The organism is Streptomyces sp. NPDC001852 (genome assembly GCF_042891825.1).
In the GTDB taxonomy this organism is placed as follows: Bacteria; Actinomycetota; Actinomycetes; order Streptomycetales; family Streptomycetaceae; genus Streptomyces.
Map to the genome: position 1 here is coordinate 165,550 of NZ_JBIATN010000011.1, position 17,184 is coordinate 182,733.

13 protein-coding genes are annotated in these 17,184 nt (G+C 70.4%); 4 read left to right on the top strand and 9 right to left on the bottom strand.

Features of this window, described 5'->3' with window-relative positions; all coding sequences use genetic code 11:
- Window positions 1-79: 79 nt before the first annotated feature.
- Complete coding sequence (locus ACFYZB_RS20765) at window positions 80-1,066, top strand: Ig-like domain-containing protein (RefSeq protein ID WP_388760510.1); 987 nt, start codon at window positions 80-82, stop codon at window positions 1,064-1,066.
- 582 nt (window positions 1,067-1,648) lie between these two features.
- Window positions 1,649-2,008 carry a hypothetical protein gene (locus ACFYZB_RS20770; RefSeq protein ID WP_351208160.1) on the top strand — a complete coding sequence of 120 codons (360 nt, stop codon included), beginning with the start codon at window positions 1,649-1,651 and terminating at the stop codon, window positions 2,006-2,008.
- 127 nt (window positions 2,009-2,135) lie between these two features.
- On the opposite strand, the gene ACFYZB_RS20775 is transcribed toward ACFYZB_RS20770, so the two are convergent.
- Window positions 2,136-3,254 carry a PP2C family protein-serine/threonine phosphatase gene (locus ACFYZB_RS20775; RefSeq protein WP_351208161.1) on the bottom strand — a complete coding sequence of 373 codons (1,119 nt, stop codon included), beginning with the start codon at window positions 3,252-3,254 and terminating at the stop codon, window positions 2,136-2,138.
- A 170-nt stretch (window positions 3,255-3,424) separates the two neighbouring features.
- Between ACFYZB_RS20775 and ACFYZB_RS20780 the strand changes: the two genes are divergently transcribed.
- Complete coding sequence (locus tag ACFYZB_RS20780; protein WP_388760513.1) at window positions 3,425-6,241, top strand: SpoIIE family protein phosphatase; 2,817 nt, start codon at window positions 3,425-3,427, stop codon at window positions 6,239-6,241.
- Between the two features lie 50 nt (window positions 6,242-6,291).
- Here the strand turns inward: ACFYZB_RS20780 and ACFYZB_RS20785 are convergent, their stop codons facing one another.
- The 7 genes from ACFYZB_RS20785 to ACFYZB_RS20815 form a co-directional block, all read right to left on the bottom strand.
- On the bottom strand, window positions 6,292-7,707 hold the full coding sequence (locus tag ACFYZB_RS20785) for an MFS transporter (RefSeq protein WP_388760516.1): 1,416 nt from the start codon (window positions 7,705-7,707) through the stop codon (window positions 6,292-6,294).
- A gap of 108 nt (window positions 7,708-7,815) precedes the next feature.
- A complete protein-coding gene (locus tag ACFYZB_RS20790; RefSeq protein WP_351208163.1) occupies window positions 7,816-8,169 on the bottom strand; it encodes a hypothetical protein in 354 nt (117 codons plus the stop codon).
- A 154-nt stretch (window positions 8,170-8,323) separates the two neighbouring features.
- Window positions 8,324-9,208, bottom strand: a complete 885-nt coding sequence (locus tag ACFYZB_RS20795; RefSeq protein WP_388760519.1) for an alkaline phosphatase family protein — start codon at window positions 9,206-9,208, stop codon at window positions 8,324-8,326.
- A 598-nt stretch (window positions 9,209-9,806) separates the two neighbouring features.
- Window positions 9,807-10,658, bottom strand: coding sequence for a S1 family peptidase (locus ACFYZB_RS20800; RefSeq protein WP_388760522.1), 852 nt, complete (start codon window positions 10,656-10,658; stop codon window positions 9,807-9,809).
- A gap of 176 nt (window positions 10,659-10,834) precedes the next feature.
- Window positions 10,835-11,548, bottom strand: a complete 714-nt coding sequence (locus ACFYZB_RS20805) for a hypothetical protein (RefSeq protein WP_388760523.1) — start codon at window positions 11,546-11,548, stop codon at window positions 10,835-10,837.
- Window positions 11,549-11,761: 213 nt separating this feature from the next.
- Complete coding sequence (locus tag ACFYZB_RS20810) at window positions 11,762-11,986, bottom strand: hypothetical protein (protein ID WP_351208167.1); 225 nt, start codon at window positions 11,984-11,986, stop codon at window positions 11,762-11,764.
- A gap of 351 nt (window positions 11,987-12,337) precedes the next feature.
- The gene (locus tag ACFYZB_RS20815) at window positions 12,338-12,544 is read right to left on the bottom strand and encodes a hypothetical protein (RefSeq protein ID WP_388760847.1); all 207 of its coding nucleotides are present in this window, start codon (window positions 12,542-12,544) and stop codon (window positions 12,338-12,340) included.
- Here ACFYZB_RS20815 and ACFYZB_RS20820 point away from each other — a divergent pair.
- On the top strand, window positions 12,530-13,342 hold the full coding sequence (locus tag ACFYZB_RS20820; RefSeq protein ID WP_388760821.1) for a pentapeptide repeat-containing protein: 813 nt from the start codon (window positions 12,530-12,532) through the stop codon (window positions 13,340-13,342). The genes ACFYZB_RS20815 and ACFYZB_RS20820 overlap by 15 nt on opposite strands.
- A gap of 135 nt (window positions 13,343-13,477) precedes the next feature.
- Here the strand turns inward: ACFYZB_RS20820 and putP are convergent, their stop codons facing one another.
- Window positions 13,478-17,059: a sodium/proline symporter PutP gene (putP, locus tag ACFYZB_RS20825; RefSeq protein ID WP_388760823.1), complete on the bottom strand. Its 3,582-nt coding sequence runs from the start codon at window positions 17,057-17,059 to the stop codon at window positions 13,478-13,480.
- Between the last annotated feature and the right edge of the window lie 125 nt (window positions 17,060-17,184).

A 17,184-nucleotide genomic window follows, 5' to 3' on the forward strand; every position in this document is an offset into this window, starting at 1 on the left:
TGCAACTGTGGCGATCTCCTCTCTGTCTGACAGGGAGTCGGGCCCGTCAGGGCCGAAGAGCGAGAGAGCGGGGCAGATCGTGGGACGGCGCAAGGGCGGCATAGGGATCGCACTCGTCACGGGTGCGATGCTGGTGGGCGTGACTGCCTGCGGTGGGGGCCGCACTGACACGGCCGGCGGGAGCGACGCGAAGGCGTCGGGCAAGCCGGGCGCGAGCGCCTCGCCGTCACCGACGAAGCCCGCGGGCCCGCCGATGCTGCTGGACTCGATCATGCCGCAGTCGGGAACCACGGTCGGCGTGGCCATGCCCATCTCGGTGGTCTTCACGAACCCGGTGGCGGCGAAGGCACGAGCCACGGTGGAAAAGCACATGAAGGTGAGCGCCTCTCAGCCGGTGGCGGGCGCCTGGCACTGGTTCGGCGACCAGCGCGCCGACTGGCGCCCGAAGACGTACTGGCCCTCCGGCACGAAGGTCAAGATCGATGCTGACCTGCAGGGTGTCAGCAACGGCGACGGGCGCTACGGCGTGCGCAACTACACGCACACCTTCACGATCGGCGACGACGTGCGCGCGGACGTCTCGGTGACCGGCCACACCATGAAGGTGACCCGGAACGGCAAGGTGGTGCGCACCCTGTCGATCAATGCGGGCAGCGCTCAGTATCCGACGTGGAACGGCACGATGGCCGTCATCGACAAGCAGGAGAAGGTCCACATGACCTCCTGCAGCGTCGGCATCAGCTGCGACAAGGGCAGCCCCAACTACTACGACCTGACGCTGCCCTGGGACATCCACCTGACCCAGTCCGGCACGTACGTGCACTACTCGACCGGCGACCCCTATCCGGGCAGCGGCAGCGCCCGCGGCTCGCACGGCTGCGTCCACCTGTCCATGGCGGACGCCAAGTGGTTCTACGGCCAGGTCAAGCAGGGCGACCCCGTCACCATCACGGGCTCGCCCCGTGCGAAGGCCCCCGCCGACAACGGCTACGCCGACTTCAACCTGGGATGGGACGAGTGGCTCGCGGGCAGCGCGTCCGGGATGGGAACGACCGGGACGCTGTGATGTGCTGCGGTGGCGGCGCCGGTCAGCACTCGATGATGTTGACGGCGCGGCCACCGTCTTACTCGCCCTTCGGGCGTCGAGGCTGCGGTGCCGGGTGCGGGCGCGAACCTCGGTGATCCCGGTGGGCTTCCGTGCGCCGGAGTCGAGGTCGGCGTGGTCTCCCGAATTCACCGTCACCCGCAGGTACTTGGCTCGGGTTGTCGGGCGCGACGCGGCCCCCGACGGCGACTCGCGGGGCTACCGTCGGCCAGCGCCTCCTGGGCGCTGATCTCCCCCGCCGCAGGCGGTCGACGACGTAGACGCCGCTGCGCGTCGGGGTGGTGCCGACGAAGTCGAGCTGTTCGGCGATCCGTTCCAGCCGGCGGCGGCTCGAACTGGCGCAGTTGCCGTTCATGTGCCTCCCCGACACCGCACTCACCGGGAAGCCGGCCCATTCAATGGCGTTCGTCATACAAAGCGAAACGAGCGACCGACACGGCATATAGAGCGCCATTGATCCCAAATTGCTACAAAGCGGGCATATATGCTCACGTTGAGTAGTCAACCCCGGGGCTCGATGTCCCGGTACGAAAGGGTCGAATCATGCGCAAGATTCAGCGCGTTGCCGTTGTCGCTGCCGCGGTCGCGGGGCTCTCCGCCCTTGGCGCCGGAGTCAGCTTTGCCGGTGGCTACGGCGCCCCGCCGCAGATCACCGCGGTGGCCAACTCGCAAGCCACGGCCGTGGCCGTCGGGGGCGGCACCGCGGTGGCCAACTCGCAGGCCACCGCCGTGGCCACGTGGGGCGGCTACCAGTACAACCGGCCGTACTACGCCCCGCAGTCGGCTCCCTACGCTGCCCCGCAGACGGCTCCAGCCACCAGTTACGACCCGCAGGCGGCCCCCTACGCTGCTCCGCAGGCGGCTCCGGCTCCGTACGCCGCGCCCCAGTACGCCGCCAACTAACGGCCCACACTCGCCGCCGAAGCCGAGCGGCGATGGTTGAATCTCAGGTCCAGGGTTGCCCAGGCGCCGCCTTCATGGGGCTTCTCGTATGTCACCTGGGCACCCAGGACCTGGGCCTGCCGGCCACCTACGCAGGGCGCTGCTGAGTCCCGGGGCGCGAACAGCGGACGGCGACCGCAGCGATGTCGTCGTCGAGCCTCCCGCCGCTGTAGTGGAGCAGGTCTTGGTGAAGCCGGTCCAGCAGCTCACGGGGCGCCGCCGGGCCGATCTGCTGCATCCACTCCGGCAGGGGGAAGAACGTGCCGGTGCGGTCCCGGGTCTCCGTCACACCGTCGGTGTAGAGCAGCATCTGGTCGCCCGCGGCGAAGGCGACGGTGTCGACGTGGTAGTCGTCCCCGAGGAGTGTCGCGAGATTGAGGGGCGGCGAGGGGACAGTGGGCTCGACGACGCGGATCTCGCCGTTCTGCACCAGCAGTGGCGGGGGATGCCCACAGTTGAGGATCTTCACATGTCCACCGATGTACGGGATCTCGGCGATCAGTGCGGTGGCGAAGTGCTCGGGCTGATCCGGGTCGAGGATCGCGACGCTGTAGCGGCCCATGCTGGTTTCCAGGCGATGGATGATGCCCCTCAGGTCGGGCTGGTCGTACGCGTTCTCGCGGAAGCAGTTGATCACCGCCGAGGCCGCGCCCACCGCCGACAGCCCCTTGCCCCGCACGTCACCGATGAGCAGCCGAACCCCGTACGGCGTGTCGGCCACCTCGTAGAAGTCGCCTCCGATGCGGGCCTGCTCCTGGGCCGCCAGGTACAGCGACTCGATCTCGACGTCCTGGACCCGTCGCGGCAGCGGGCGCAGCAGCACCTGCTGTGCCGCGTCGGCGACGAGCCGGATCTGGAAGAGTGCCTCCTCTCGCTGGAGTCGGAGATGGCTCGTGTAGGCGGCCGCCAAGGTGACCGCGACGATCGCAGCTGCCGTGTACGGCGTTCCCAGATCGGCGTAGACGAGGCTGAGTCCGATCATCACCAGCAGGCAGAACGCGCCCAGCAGGATCGTCGCGAGCACGGGCCACATCGCGGCGGCGAGGGCGGGTGCGGCGGGCAGGAGACGGCTGAAGGCGATCTCGCGGGGGGTGGCGAAGGCCAGGGCGGCGATGAGGACGGTGAGAATGGCGGGCGACAGCAATACGGGCTCCCGTCGGCCACCGTAGGGCGGGCGATGACGCCGAGGCCGTCCTGTCCTGATCACAGAACGTATCTTATCGGGGCATAACGGGCTTCGTTCCGTGGGAGCGCATGCTCCCTGCGCGCCGTCGTCCCTCAGCGAGCGCCTCCATGCCCCGCACGGTCCGGGGTCACGCGGAATCCGCGCCCACCGGAGCGAGCGCCGAGGAGTCACCCTGGTGCTATCAAGGGTGTATGGAGGTATTTTCCGGGCATCCTCGCGGCCCGGAACGTCATCCGCCCTTCGGACGCGCGCGCGAACGTCGCGCTTCCCTGCTGGACCTGCGCAGTGCGGCCGGTCAGGTGTTCTTTCTCCAGGTCGTCATCGTGGTCCTGCTGGTCGTGGCCGCGGTGGTGGGAATGGTGCTCCAGGCGTCGAGTGACGCTCTGCAGCAGGGGCGACGGGAGTCGATCGTCGCGGCCCAGACGTTCGCGAATGCCCCCGGCACGGCCGCGGCGCTGCAGGGCCGGGACCCTACGGCGGTGCTCCAGCCGCGGGCCGAGGCGGCGCGGATGCGCGCCGGTGTGGACTTCATCGTCGCCATGAACACGCAGGGAATTCGTTATACGTATCCCTACCCCAGCGAGATCGGGAAGAAGTTCGTCGGCACCATCGCACCGGCGCTGCAGGGCCGTACCGTCGTCGAGCAGGCCGGCGGGCCGCCGCTGCCCGCGGGCAAGGGGACGGACGTGCAGGCAGTGGTCCCGGTGACCGACGCGCACGGCAAGGTGGTCGGTCTGGTCTCCGCCGGAATCACGGTCCGGAACGTGGCGGCACTGTGGATGCCACAGCTGCCGATCGTCCTGGCCAGCGGCGCGGCCGCACTGGTGCTGGCCATGACGGGAACGACGCTGGTCGCCCGGCGGCTGCGGCGGCAGACGCACGGCCTGGCCCCGGCGGAGCTGGCACAGCTGTACGAGCACCACGACGCGGTGCTGCACTCGGTACGGGAAGGCGTGCTGATCACCGGGGCCGACGGACGACTGCTGCTGGCCAACGACGAGGCGACACGGCTGCTCGGACTGCCGGCGGACGCGCCGGGGCGCCCGATACCGGAGCTGGGACTGCCGGAGCCGGTCATGCGCCTGCTGTCGTCGCCGGAGCCGGTCACCGATGAGGTGCACCCCGCAGGGGACCGATTGCTCGCGGTGAACAAGCGGCCGACGTACCCGCACGCCGACCGGGGAGGCAGCGTGGTGACCCTCCGGGACACCACGGAACTGGCGGCGGTGTCGGGGCGGGCCGAGGTCGCGCGGGAGCGGCTGCAGCTGCTGTACCAGGCCGGCGTGGGGATCGGCACGACGCTGGATGTGGGGCGCACGGCCCAGGAGCTGGCCGACGTCACGTCGCCGCAGTTCGCCGACCTGGTGACGGTCGACCTGCTCGAGGCGGTGCTCCGGGGGTGGGAGCCGACTGCGGAGGGCTGGCGGCATCTGCGCCGGGCGGCGATCGGCGGTGAACAGCGGATGATGCCGGTGTATCCACTCGGCGAGGTGATCACGTTCTCGGCCGGGACCCCGCAGATGCGGACGCTGCAGGAGGGGCGGGGCATGCTGGAGACGGACCTGCGGCAGGCACACGGCTGGCGGGCACAGGACCCGGAGCGCGCCCGGAAGGCCCTGGAGTGCGGGCTGCGGTCGCTGGTGACCGTGCCGTTGCGGGCACGGAACGTTGCGCTGGGCGTGGCGAACTTCTACCGGACCGTGGATTCTCCGGCGTTCGGGCCCGAGGATCTCACCTTCGCGGAGGAACTGGCCGTACGGGCGGCGGTGGCTCTCGACAACGCCCGGAGGTTCACCCGGGAGCACGCCATGGCGGTGGCACTGCAGCGGAGTCTGCTGCCGCGGGCCCAGCCGGAGCAGGACGCACTCGAGGTGGCCTGGCGTTATCTGCCCGCGGAAGCGGGGGTGGGCGGGGACTGGTTCGACGTCATCCCGCTGCCGGGCGCGCGCGTGGCCCTGGTGATGGGTGACGTCGTCGGTCATGGGCTGCACGCGGCGGCGACGATGGGCCGGCTGCGCACCGCGGTGCACAACTTCTCCACCCTGGACCTGCCCGTGGACGAGGTGCTCGGGAACCTGGACGACCTTGTCCGGCGCATGGACAACGAGGAGAGCACGGGCGATGCCGCGGACGGCCACGAGGGGGCGGGCGTGACCGGAGCGACCTGTCTGTACGCGGTCTACGACCCGGTGGAAGGGGCCTTCACGATGGCCCGGGCCGGACACCCGGAACCGGTGGTGGTGCGCCCGGACGGAACGGTCGCCTGCCTCGGTGTGCCGGCCTCGGCGCCCCTCGGTCTGGGCGGCTACCCCTTCGAGACCACCGAGGTGTCCCTGCCGGAGGGCTCACAACTGGTGCTGTACACCGACGGCCTGCTGGAGAACCGCAGCCACGACATCGACGTGGGGATGGAGAGGCTGCGCCGGGCGTTGGGCGGCTCCGGGGGCCGCACTCCGGAGGAGACCTGTCAGGCGGTGATCGACGCGCTGAAGCCCTCGCACTGCTCCGACGACATCGCTCTGCTGACGGCACGTACCCGGATGTTCCCGCCCTCGCGCGTGGCCGAGTGGGATGTGCCGTCGGACCCGGCGGTGGTGCCCTCGGTACGGGCGCGGTGCAGGGAGACCTTGCTGGAGTGGGGACTGGAGGAGACGGGATTTGCCACGGAACTGATCGTCAGCGAGTTGGTGACGAACGCGATCCGGTACGGCTCACCGCCGGTCGGCGTGCGGCTGCTGCGCGGACGCTGTCTGATCTGCGAGGTGTCGGACGGCAGCGGTACCTCGCCACGCCTGCGGCGGGCGGCGACCATGGACGAAGGCGGACGGGGGTTGTTCCTGGTGGCGCAGTTCGCCGAGCGATGGGGAACGCGGTACACGACCCGCGGCAAGGTCATCTGGGCGGAACAGGCTCTTCACGACGGCACGTCCGCCACCCCGGGCCCCGCACCGGTCGACTTCCTCCTCGAACAGTTCGATCTCGACCAGTTCGATGACCTTGGCTTGTGAGCCGCCGCACCGCCGCCGCGGGAGCCGGTGTCGACCCGTGCCGGCGCCCGCTACCTCCCCCGGGGCCCCGCCGGCACGCACCGCCATGCGAGAAGCCCCGCGGTCAGGTAGGCGAGCGCGCCGACGGTCATGCTGGTGCGCAGACCGGTGGTGAAGTGGGCCGTGGCGAGCAGGCTGCCCCCGAGCGCCACGCCGGTGGCGCTGCCGATCTGGCGGGCGGTGTTGAACAGGGCGGAGGCGGCGCCCGAGTACGACGGCGGCGCGGCACCCATCACCGTCGCGGTGGAGCCGGTGAGGGCGAATGAGGTGCCGAATCCCGCGGCCATCATCGGGGCCACCAGCAGCGGGTAGGTGGGTTCGGCGCCCGCCGCGGCCCAGCCCGCAAGCCCCAGGGCGGCCAGGAGCATGCCGCCGACGACCAGGGGACGATCACCGGTACGGCGGGACAACCGCCCGGACAGGATGGACGCGAACATGGTCATCGCCACCGCCGGGAACAGCGCCAGCCCCGTACCGAGGGCACTGAAGCCCCGCTGATGCTGGAAATCCAGGCTCGCGGTGAACACCATGCCGTAGAAGCCGAAGTTGAAAAGCAGCCCCATGACGGCTCCCCCGCTCATCGCCCGGGAGCGCAGCAGCGGCAGGGGCAGCACGGGCGACCGGGCCAGTCGCTCACGTACCACGAAGGCCGCGGCGGCCGTCACGGCCAGCCCGGCCCCGGCTAGGACGGCCGGGTCGGTCCAGCCTCGTCGTCCTGCCTCGTTGAGCGCAGCGGTCAGCAGCGCCACCGCCGCGACGACCGCGCACTGTGCCGGCCGGTCCAGGGGCCGGGCGGCCTGCCGGGGCGAACGCGCCACGTGCCGCAGGCTCAGCAGCAGGCAGACCGCACCGACGGGAAGATTGATGAGAAAGACCCAGCGCCACCCCACCGTGGACACGAGCAGGCCGCCCAGCAGCGGCCCGGCCGATGCCGCGATGCCCGCCATCGAACCCCACAGCCCGAAGGCCCGGGAGCGTTCCGCCGGCCCCGGATAGGCCTGCTGGAGCAGGGCGAGGGAGCCGGGGACGATCAGTGCCGCGCCGAATCCCTCCAGCAACCGGGCAGCGACCAGGAAGGCGGCGTCCGGCGCAAGGGCGCAGGCAGCCGAGGACACGGTGAACACGGCCACGCCCCAGCAGAAGACCCGACGGTTGCCGAGCCGGTCGCCCAGTGCTCCGCCGGTCAGCAGGAAGCCGGCGAAGACCAGCGTGTAGCCGTCGGTGATCCACTGGATGCCGGTGAGCGAGGTCGCCAGGTCCCGGCCGATCACGGGCACGGCGACGTTGATGACCGTCACATCCAGGATGACCATGAAATACCCGGCGCACACCGCGAGAAGCGGCGCCCAGGGACGCCGCTCGGGCCGGGGAGCCGACGCGTGAGAGGGCAGGGACCCACCGTCGTCGCCCGGCTCCGCGAACGCCACGGTCTCAACCCCATCCCGCGCACGGACGTACACAACCGAACGACACACTAAGGGACATGTGCCCCGTATCCCGGAAGGCGCAGTCGCCGGCTCCTGGAAAACCGGAGGTCAGGCGCCGGGTCGGAACCGGAGCGCCGACCAGGTGTCGTCGATGGCGACCTGTCGCACGGGCCGTACGCCCCGTTCGGAAAGCGCGGCGGCCAGGCTGTCGCGGTTCAGATCCGTTCCGAGCTTCCCGCCCTTCGGGTAGGCCACCCAGGCGAGGGCGTCGCGCCGCGCTGCGGCGAGCGCCGCCTGCGCATCCGCCCCGAGGAGTTCACCCGAGGTGGTCACAAAGACGAGCACCGCATCGGCCGAGGCCGCGTCACCCGCGGATGCCACCTCCAGATGGACGTCGTCGGGCTTGCCCAGTACTACGACACTCTGACCGGGCTTGATCTGAAGCTTGCTGATGACGGACACCTCACTGATCCTGCCACCCGGGAAGCGGATCCGCTCACCGCAAGTCCGGGGTGGCGACGGCCGCGAGGTGGGTTGGCAGGACCGCCGCCTCGTGTGGGGCGGCGGTCCTGCTTTCACCGCTGCGGGCCGGCTGTGTGCGGACCCTGCCGCACGGTCAGTTCCAGATGCCGGTGATGTCGGAGGCGTTGGCCGCGGCCCCGGCGTGTGTCGTCAACCCTGCCAGGTCCTCGAGGGTGCGCAGCGTGTCGTAGTGGTTGTAGTGCGTCGAGGTGGAGCTGCCCGGCGCGACGTGCGCGCCGTAGAACACGGTGGCGATGTGGTTGCTGTGCGAGCTGTCGTCCTCGTCGAAGGTGACGGCCAGGATGCTGTTGTGCGTCTGGGCCCAGGTGGCGTAGGCGCTGAGGTTGTTCTTCACCCAGTTGTCGCCTGTGGTGATGGAGCAGTCGTGCATGTCGTCGCACAGGTTCGGGATGACGAACGAGACCTTGGGCAGGGTGGTGTAGTCCGTCGGGAACTGCGTGAAGGTCTGCGCCGTGTTCAGCGGGACGTTGCTGAAGGCGAACCACGGGTTGTGCTTGCGGGCGTACTTGGTGGCGGAGTTGGTGCACACCGTGGAGCCCTGGGAGGGCAGGCCCTCGTTGTAGCTGCGCCACGTCTTGCCGGCGGCGATGAGCTCGGAGCCGAGGTTCGCGGCGCTGCTGAACTGCGGGGTGTAGCAGTTGTCGTTGGTGATGCCCTGGTTGTTCCCGGAGAACAGGTCCAGGTAGTTCGGCTGGCTGGGGTGGGTGATGGCGAACGAGTTGGTGAGGTTTCCGCCGCCGGCCACGAGGGTGTTGTTGAGGTACGGGGCGCTCGTACTGCCGATGATCTGCTCGTAGGAGTGGTTCTCGAGCACCACGACGACCACGTGGTCGGGGGTGGGCAGGGCGGCGGCCTGCGCAGCCGGGGCAGCGGCCCACGTTCCGACCAGGGCGGCGGGGAGGGCGACGGCGAGGGAGAGCGCCCGGCGCGAGCGCTTGATGCGGGACAGCAAGGACACGGTGGACCTCCGGTGTGAGCGGTCAGCGGGGAGGTTGTCCACTGATCAGGTCCTTTCTGATCAGGCGCTAGGAGACTAGGGGTGCGCCGTCGCGGCCTTCAGGTGCCTCGCCATGAAGACCGGTCGAACAGCCGCTGGCTGACAGTGCCTCTTCCACTCCTCGTATTCACCTGCCGGAGGGTTGCCCCGCGCGCGGGCGAAGGCCTCTGTCGCCCGTGCCCACGTCCTGCGGACGCCCGCTCTCACATGCCGACGGCAGCCGCGAACAGGGCGAGCGCCGCCGACCAGCGAGCCTCACTCAGGCCAAGCTGATGTCCTGAAGCCCCGCCCGAAAGGCGACTTGTGCGGCCTCCACGTGTGGGGCGCCACCGCGGTCGGTGACCGCGGCAAGTGGGTCTGGTTCGGCCTCGCCCGCCGTGACGATGACGAACCGGCCCGACCTGTCCGTGGTGCGCCTGGCCTGTTCCCCGGAACGGCGCCCGTATCGTGCCAGGCCGCGCCACCCTCAACAGCCAAGCCGCCTCGCCGCGTTGAGCTGTCACGACAGGCGGCTCGACGGTCAGGCCGCGGTGTACGGCGGATGCCGGTGCCCTGGTGTCTAGTACATGCTGACTCCGTAGGCGCCGAGCGCCTCGGGCACCGGCTGGTAGAACGTCGTGCCGCCGGTGGTGCAGTCACCGCTGCCGCCGGAGGTGATGCCGAGTGCCTTCGTCCCGTCGTACAGGGGGCCGCCGGAGTCGCCGGGCTCGGCACAGACGGTGGTCTGGATCATGCCGCTGACCGTGCCGCCGCCCTGGTAGCGGACGCTGACGTTGAGCGCGGTCACGGTGCCGCTGTGGGTGCCGGAGGTGGAACCGGTCCGCTTGACGTTCTCACCCACGTAGGCGTTCGCCGCGCTGTAGCCCCCGGGGTGGCTGAGGCCGGTGTTGTCGTAGCGGACCAGGGCGTAGTCGTTGCCGGGGAAGTCGTAACCGATGGTCGGGCCGATGAGGGTGGTGTGGGCCTGGTTGGTGTACCAGGTCTTGGCGACCTTGCCGCAGTGGCCCGCGGTGAGGAAGTAGTACGTGCTGCCGCTGACCACGTTGAAACCGAGCGAACAGCGGTACTGGCCGCCGTAGATGGCGTTGCCGGCGCCCAGCAGCGGCCGGAAGACACCGTCGGCGTGCTTGACCTGTACGGCCCCCGGATCGGCGCCGACGGCCCTTTCGATGCGGGCCATGGCGGCCTTGGTGACCGTGCTGTCGACGGTGACGACGACGCGGCCGGACGCCCGGTCCACGTACCAGGCGGTGCCGTCGACACCGGCCCTGGCGATGTTGTCCGAAACGCGGGCCAGCTGCGCCACGCCGCGAACCGAGGTGTCCGCGGCACCGGCGGTGGGTGCTCCCGCCAGGGTGGCGGCGACGAGACCTGCGGCGACGGCGAGCAGTCGGGTGCGCTTGGTTCTCACTGATCCTCCTCTTGGGAAGCGGAAGGCCCTTCGGGATGGGGCCCGTGAGACGTGCCAGAATGACTCGTTCCTGACATGCACCGATCAGTGAGAATGCCGCCGAACAGCCCCGCGCACAAGGGACTCACGGCAACGGAAATCCGGCATCCGGTTCAGGCCCGCGCCCTCACCCCGCCTCAGCCGCAGCGACCTGGTGCCAGTTTCTGCGGCGCGACCGAGGGCGGATCCTGCTGGACGCGGAAGGCGTAGCAGGGGGCCGTGGAGGGGCCCACGCCAGTGAGCAGTCGGACGGTGACCGTCAATCGGCCCTTCTGGGACTCCATCCGCACCACGTCGATCCCGGGTGTCCGCCACACCTCTGCCGTTCTCACGGCGTCGAGTCCTCCCTTGCCGAGAGCCACTCGTACCTCGGCGACCACGTCGTCCGCGACCTCCCCAGCAGGCCGGTGGACAGCATGCCTCCAGCCACCGCACGCACCGTCGGAAGTGCGCACAGCGGTGACGTGGGGCGGGACAACCCGGAACCGGTAGCAGCCCGTTGTCCGCGTCGGGCCCATGAAACCCGGCCCGAAACCGGCAAGCGGCGCGGTTACCGTCACTGTGCCGCCCTGCCGCCGTACCTGAACCGAACCCTCCATGGGTGCGGTGTGCAGATCCCGGTCGATCTCGGTGCCGAGCAGAACCCCGTCAGCCGCCGAGTCCGCCAGCCGGGCCCTGGTCTCCGCCGCCTGCTTCTCCATTTGATCGCGGGCCTCGTGTTCCCAGTGGCGAGGAGCGAGCCACAGCCACACCCACACTCCGCCCACTGCCAGCAGGGCCAGCGCCAGCACGGCAAGACAGCCGTTCCACAGGCATCCGGCGACTCCGCCCCGTCCCAGCGAACTCCCCATCGGCACCGGCTCCTGGCCGGCTGCACTCCACGCCCCGTCTCTCCCCATGAGGCCAGCCTGCCGCCCGGACGCCGACCTGCCGCCTCTCGCGTCCGATACGTGACCCGATCGCCGCGCCGCCGCAGCCGACCCCGCTCCGGCCACGGCACGCCGCCTCCACGGTGCTTCCCACACCCCGGCCTGCGGGGCCGGCCAGAGGACTTCGAGGGTCAACTACGCCTCATGGGAGGCGAACAGCTCCAGGTGCCCGCACTTGGGACAGCGGAACGCCTCGATCTGCCGCCGGGGCCGGCCCATCCGCTTGGCGCCCCCGAAAATCCCCCGCTCCAACGCCCCTTCTATCCAGCGCGCGTAGCCACGCGAGTGCTCGCCGGCATCCTCGATGAAACCTTCCATCAGACCGACGGTGCCGCAATGAGTGCACGTGTAGTTGCTCATCAGGCGAGTGTAGAAAACGGTGCGCACGCTGTGCCGTCCCACCAGGGCCGCACCGTGACCATACTGAGGACCACTTCAAGCCGACTGAGAGCGACGGGATCGCTCGGGGTGACGCCGGCCGTCTGCGAGAATGGACGGCGTTCTCGGAGCGCCGCGGTATGCGGTGGTCATCGCCCCACAGGAGCACGCACGGTGTCGCCACAGCACGGATCCCCCTCTTCCTCCGGGGGCCGCAAGCAGCCCTCCTCCGCGGGAGGACGCAAGCGGTCCACTGCCGCCGGCGGGCAGGGACGCCCCTCCCAAGCGGGCGAGGGCAAACGTCCTTCCGGGGCACAGGGCCGGGACCGCTCCTCATCCACGGGCCGCGACCGTGCCGAGTCCGCGGGCCGGGGCCGCGAGCCGCAGCAGGCCGGGCAGAGCCGCCAGTCGCGGAACAACCGGCCGGATCAGAGGGGCGACGACCGCATCACGCCCCACGACCGCACGAGGTCCCGGGACCGCGGAGCCGTAGGCGAGCGCGAGACCTCCCCGGACCGCCAGGACCTGCACGACCTCCACGCTCGCCAGGACCTGCAGGCCGACTGTGCCAGCTGTTTCGGTCTGTGCTGCGTGGCCCTGCCTTTCGCCCGCTCGGCCGACTTCGCCGTCAACAAACCGGCGGGGCAGCCGTGTTCGAACCTCCAGTCGGACTTCCGCTGCGGCATCCACGCACACCTGCGTGACAAGGGCTACCCCGGCTGCACCGTCTTCGACTGCTTCGGCGCCGGGCAGAAGGTGTCCCAGATCACCTTCGGTGGCACCGACTGGCGTCGGTCGCCGAAGACGGCGCGCTCCATGTTCGAGGTCTTCCCGGTCATGCGCCAGCTGCACGAGCTGCTCCGGTGCGTCACCGAGGCTCTCGGTCTCGAGCCGGCCCGCCCCGTCCACAGGGAGCTGCGGCGGGCCCTGGCCCGTATCGACGGCCTGACCCGGGGCAGCGCCGAGTCGATCACCGGGCTCGATGTGGACGCGCTGCGCGGGGAGGTCAACACGCTGTTGCTGCGGGCCAGCGAGCTGGCCCGGGCCGGGGTCCCGGGCCGCAAGAAGAACCACCGCGGCGCCGACCTGATGGGCGCGAAGCTGGCCGGTGCCGACCTCAGGGGGGCGAGCCTGCGTGGCGCCCTGCTCGTCGCCGCCGATCTCGGCGGGGCCGATCTGCGCGACGCCGACCTGATCGGGGCCGACCTCCGCGACGCCGACCTCAGGGGGGCCGACCTCACCGGTGCCCTGTTCCTCACCCAGGCACAGTTGAACGCGGCCAGGGGAGACTCAGCGACCCGGTTGCCTCCCACGCTCGGCCGGCCCGCTCACTGGTAGGCGCGGGGACCACGCCGCGGTCACCACCAGACCGTGACGGACCGGCCACGTCCGTCGAAGCGGTCCAGGCTGCCCCGCTCCCCGGCTCCCCCGCTCCTGGACATGGCGCCCGATCCGGAGGCCGGCACCGTAGCCCTAGGTGATCATGTCGGCCGGGACGGGCTGTACCGCCCAGATGATCTTGCCGGTCTTGGTGTAGCGGGTGCCCCATCGGTGGGCGAGCTGGGCGACGATCAGCAGGCCGCGTCCTCCCTCGTCGGTGGTCCTGGCATGGCGCAGGCGTGGCGAGGTGCTGCTGGTGTCGGAGACCTCGCAGATCAGGCCGCGGTCCCGGATCAGGCGGAGACAGATCGGTCCGGTCGCATGGCGGATGGCGTTGGTGACCAGTTCGCTCACGATGAGTTCCGTGGTGAACGTCAGATCGGGGATGCCCCACTCCGTCAGGCGGTGGGTCACGAGGGTGCGGGCGTGCGCGACGGCGGCCGGATCGCTGGGCAGGTCCCAGGAGGCCACGTGGTCCGGGGCCAGGACACGGGTCCGGGCGAGCAGAAGGGCCGCGTCGTCGGACGGCTGGCCGGTCAGGAGGTCGTCGATCGCCCTGCGGCCGGTCTCCTCCAGTGTCGGGCGGGGCACCGTGAGCACATCGCCCAGCCGGGTGAGCCCGACGTCGATGTCCCGGTCGAAGGACTCGATGAGGCCGTCGGTGTAGAGCGCGATCAGACTGCCCTCGGGCAGTTCCAGTTCGACGGACTGGAAGGGGAGGTACCCGAGGCCGAGTGGCGGTCCGGCGGGGAGGTCCAGGATGTCCGCGCCGCCGTCGGGGTCGACGATCAGCGGCGGGAGGTGACCGGCCCGGGCCAGCGTGCACCATCTGCTGACCGGGTCGTAGACGGCGTACAAGCAGGTGGCGCCCATGAACGCGGTGCCTGCCGCCCCGTCTTCGGCCGTCGTCGACGTGTCGCTGTCGTGCGCTCCCATGAGGCCGATGACCAGGTCGTCGAGATGGGCCAGCAGCTCGTCCGGGGAGAGATCGAGGTTGGCGAGCGTGCGTACGGCTGTGCGCAGACGCCCCATGGTCGCCGCCGCGTTGATGCCGTGCCCGGCCACGTCCCCGACGACCAGCGCGACCCGTGCTCCGGAGAGCGGGATCACGTCGAACCAGTCGCCGCCCACGCCGGTGGGGGCGTCCGCCGGGAGATACCACGAGGCCACCTCCAGAGCGGATCCTCCGGTAAGGCCCTGGGGCATCAGGTAACGCTGCATGGAACGGGCCGCCGTGCGCTCGCGGGTGTAGCGGCGTGCGTTGTCGATGCACACCGCCGCGCGGGAGACGAGTTCCTCCGCGAGACGTACGTCGTCCTCCTCGAAGGGCCCCACCCGCCCGGACCGGGCGAACGTCGCCACCCCGAGCGTCACACCGCGCGCCCGCACCGGGACGACCATCACCGAGTGGAAGTCGTAGTCGAGGAGGGAGGCGCCCAGCGACTCGTCCTCGGTCACCCACGGACTGTTGGCGCGGTCCAGGATCCGTTCGACGAGGGTCCTGCTCTCCAGCAGACACCGGGTCACGGGCGACGAGGAGGCGCGTCGGACCGTCTCCCCCACGGCCAGGGACGCCTCGGGGCAGCCTTCGCGCACCGACTGCTGTGCCGCCCGGCGGATGACCGGCGCCATGCCCACCGGGCCGGGGTCCGGCTCCTCGCCCCGCATCACCGAGTCCAGCAGGTCGACGGCGACGAAGTCGGCGACGGACGGCACGGCGTCGTCGGCCAGTTCCTGCGCGGTCCGCGTGACGTCCAGGGTGCTGCCGATGCGGGCGGCTGCGTCGTTGAGCAGGGCCAGGCGTTCCTGGGCGCGCCAGCGCTCGGTGACGTCGATGACCATGTACCAGACGCCCACGTTCCGGCCGTGGCGGTCCTTCATCGCGAAGAAGGAGGCGGAGATGGCGCGGCTGCGGTCCGGCTCCGTGGATGCGGCACCGCGGTACTCGAAGTCCATCACCGGAGCCCCGCTCTCCAGAACCCCGCGCATCTTCTCCTCGAAGGCCTCGGCTTCCGCCTGCGGCAGCACGTCCGCCATGCGCCGTCCCAGCCGTCGCTCGAGCGGGATCTGGCGGTCGAGTGGCTCGTTCACCCAGACATACCGCAGATCGGTGTCGAGGACGGCGATGCCGACGGGTGCGTGGGTGAGGAAGGGGGTGAGCATCAGTTGGCTCACTCCGCCGCCCGGCATCCGCCAGAACGCCCGTTTCGGGGGCCGGCCGACGAATCTGCCGAAAATCACGGCGGCGACCGTGGCGACCAGGACGCCCGGGACCATCTCGTAGATGCCCGACTCGAAGGGGCCGAGCAGCGGATTGATCTTCTTCCAGAGCAGCACCGTGGCCGCACCCGACACGATTCCGGCCATGGCCCCCGCCCAGGTCATGCGCGGCCAGTACAGGGAGAGAAGGACGACCGGGCCGAAAGCGGCCCCGAAGCCTGCCCAGGCGTAGGCGACGATGCCCAGGAGCCCGCCGCCCCGGAGGGCGATCACGAAGGCCAGCAGGGTCACGACGACGACGGCGGTGCGGCCGACCCACACCAGTGTCCTGTCCGAGGCTCGCCGGTGGAGGAACGCGTGGTAGACGTCCTCCGTGAGAGCGACGGACGACACCAGGAGCTGGCTGTCGGCGGTCGAGATGATGGCGGCCAGTACGGCGATGAGCATCACCCCTGCGCCCCATGGGTCGAGGAGTGTGCCGCTGAGGCTGATGTACACCGACTGCGGGTCGCCGAGCGCCACGCCGGCCTGCGCGATGCCCACCAGGCCGACGAGCGTGGCGCCGGCGAGCACGACAATGACCCACCCGGTTCCGATACGACGGGCCGTGGGGATGTCACGGGTGCTGCGGATGCCCATGAAGCGGGCCAGAATGTGCGGCTGTCCGAAGTAGCCGAGGCCCCAGGCGAGCAACGAGATGACCGCCACCGCGCCGAGGGACCCGCCCGACGACCACCGTCCGTCCGTGAAGTCGGCCCTGGCACCCATGTCCAGCAGGTCGGGCGTCTTGCTGTTGAGGGTGTCGCGCAGTGCCCCGAAGCCGCCCAGCGCGGCGATGCCGACGACCGGGACCACGAGCAGGGCGAGGAACATCAGCGTGGCCTGCATGACGTGTGTGAGGCTGACGGCGAGGAAGCCGCCGAGGCACGAGTAGATGACGATCACCAGGGCGGTCAGGGTCACGCCGAGCCCGAACCGCACGTTGAAGACGTCCTCGAAGAGCAGCCCGCCGGCCACCAGCCCGCTGGCGACGTACACGGTGAAGAACACGAGGGTGACCGCTGCCGAGACCATCCGCAGCAGCCGGGTGCGGTCCTCGAAGCGCTCCTCCAGATAGGCCGACAGGCTGACGGCGTTCCCCGCCCGCTCGGTGTAGGTGCGCAGCCTGGGTGCGACGAACAGCCAGTTGAGGTAGGTGCCGATCACCAGGCCGGCGGCGATCCAGCTGGCGCCGACGCCGGCCGCGTACACCGCGCCGGGGAACGCGAGGAACAGCCAGCCGGACATGTCGCTGGCCCCTGCGGACAGGGCGGCGACGAGGGCCCTGAGCCTGCGGCCCCCGAGTGCGAAGTCGGCGAGGGTGTGAGTGCGGCTGTAGGCCCAGACACCTGTCCCGATCATGATGGCCACATACACGAGGAATGTGGCCACGATCGGCGCACTCAAGTGGAACATGTCGTCCTCGCCTGCGACGTTCCTGAGCACGGGACCACCGCACACCTGACAGTCCCGGCCCCTACTGGACAAATGTACAGATTCAATCCAGTGTCAGCCGCGTATCACGCGCACCCGCCGCAGCG

What these genes read in the sequence shown, in the direction of transcription:
- ACFYZB_RS20770 (WP_351208160.1), top strand. Translation starts at nt 1,649, where the DNA reads ATGCGCAAGATTCAGCGCGTTGCCGTTGTCGCTGCCGCGGTCGCGGGG.
- ACFYZB_RS20780 (WP_388760513.1), top strand. Translation starts at nt 3,425, where the DNA reads ATGGAGGTATTTTCCGGGCATCCTCGCGGCCCGGAACGTCATCCGCCC.
- ACFYZB_RS20805 (WP_388760523.1), bottom strand. Translation starts at nt 11,548, where the DNA reads ATGGGGAGTTCGCTGGGACGGGGCGGAGTCGCCGGATGCCTGTGGAAC.
- ACFYZB_RS20810 (WP_351208167.1), bottom strand. Translation starts at nt 11,986, where the DNA reads ATGAGCAACTACACGTGCACTCATTGCGGCACCGTCGGTCTGATGGAA.
- putP (WP_388760823.1), bottom strand. Translation starts at nt 17,059, where the DNA reads ATGTTCCACTTGAGTGCGCCGATCGTGGCCACATTCCTCGTGTATGTG.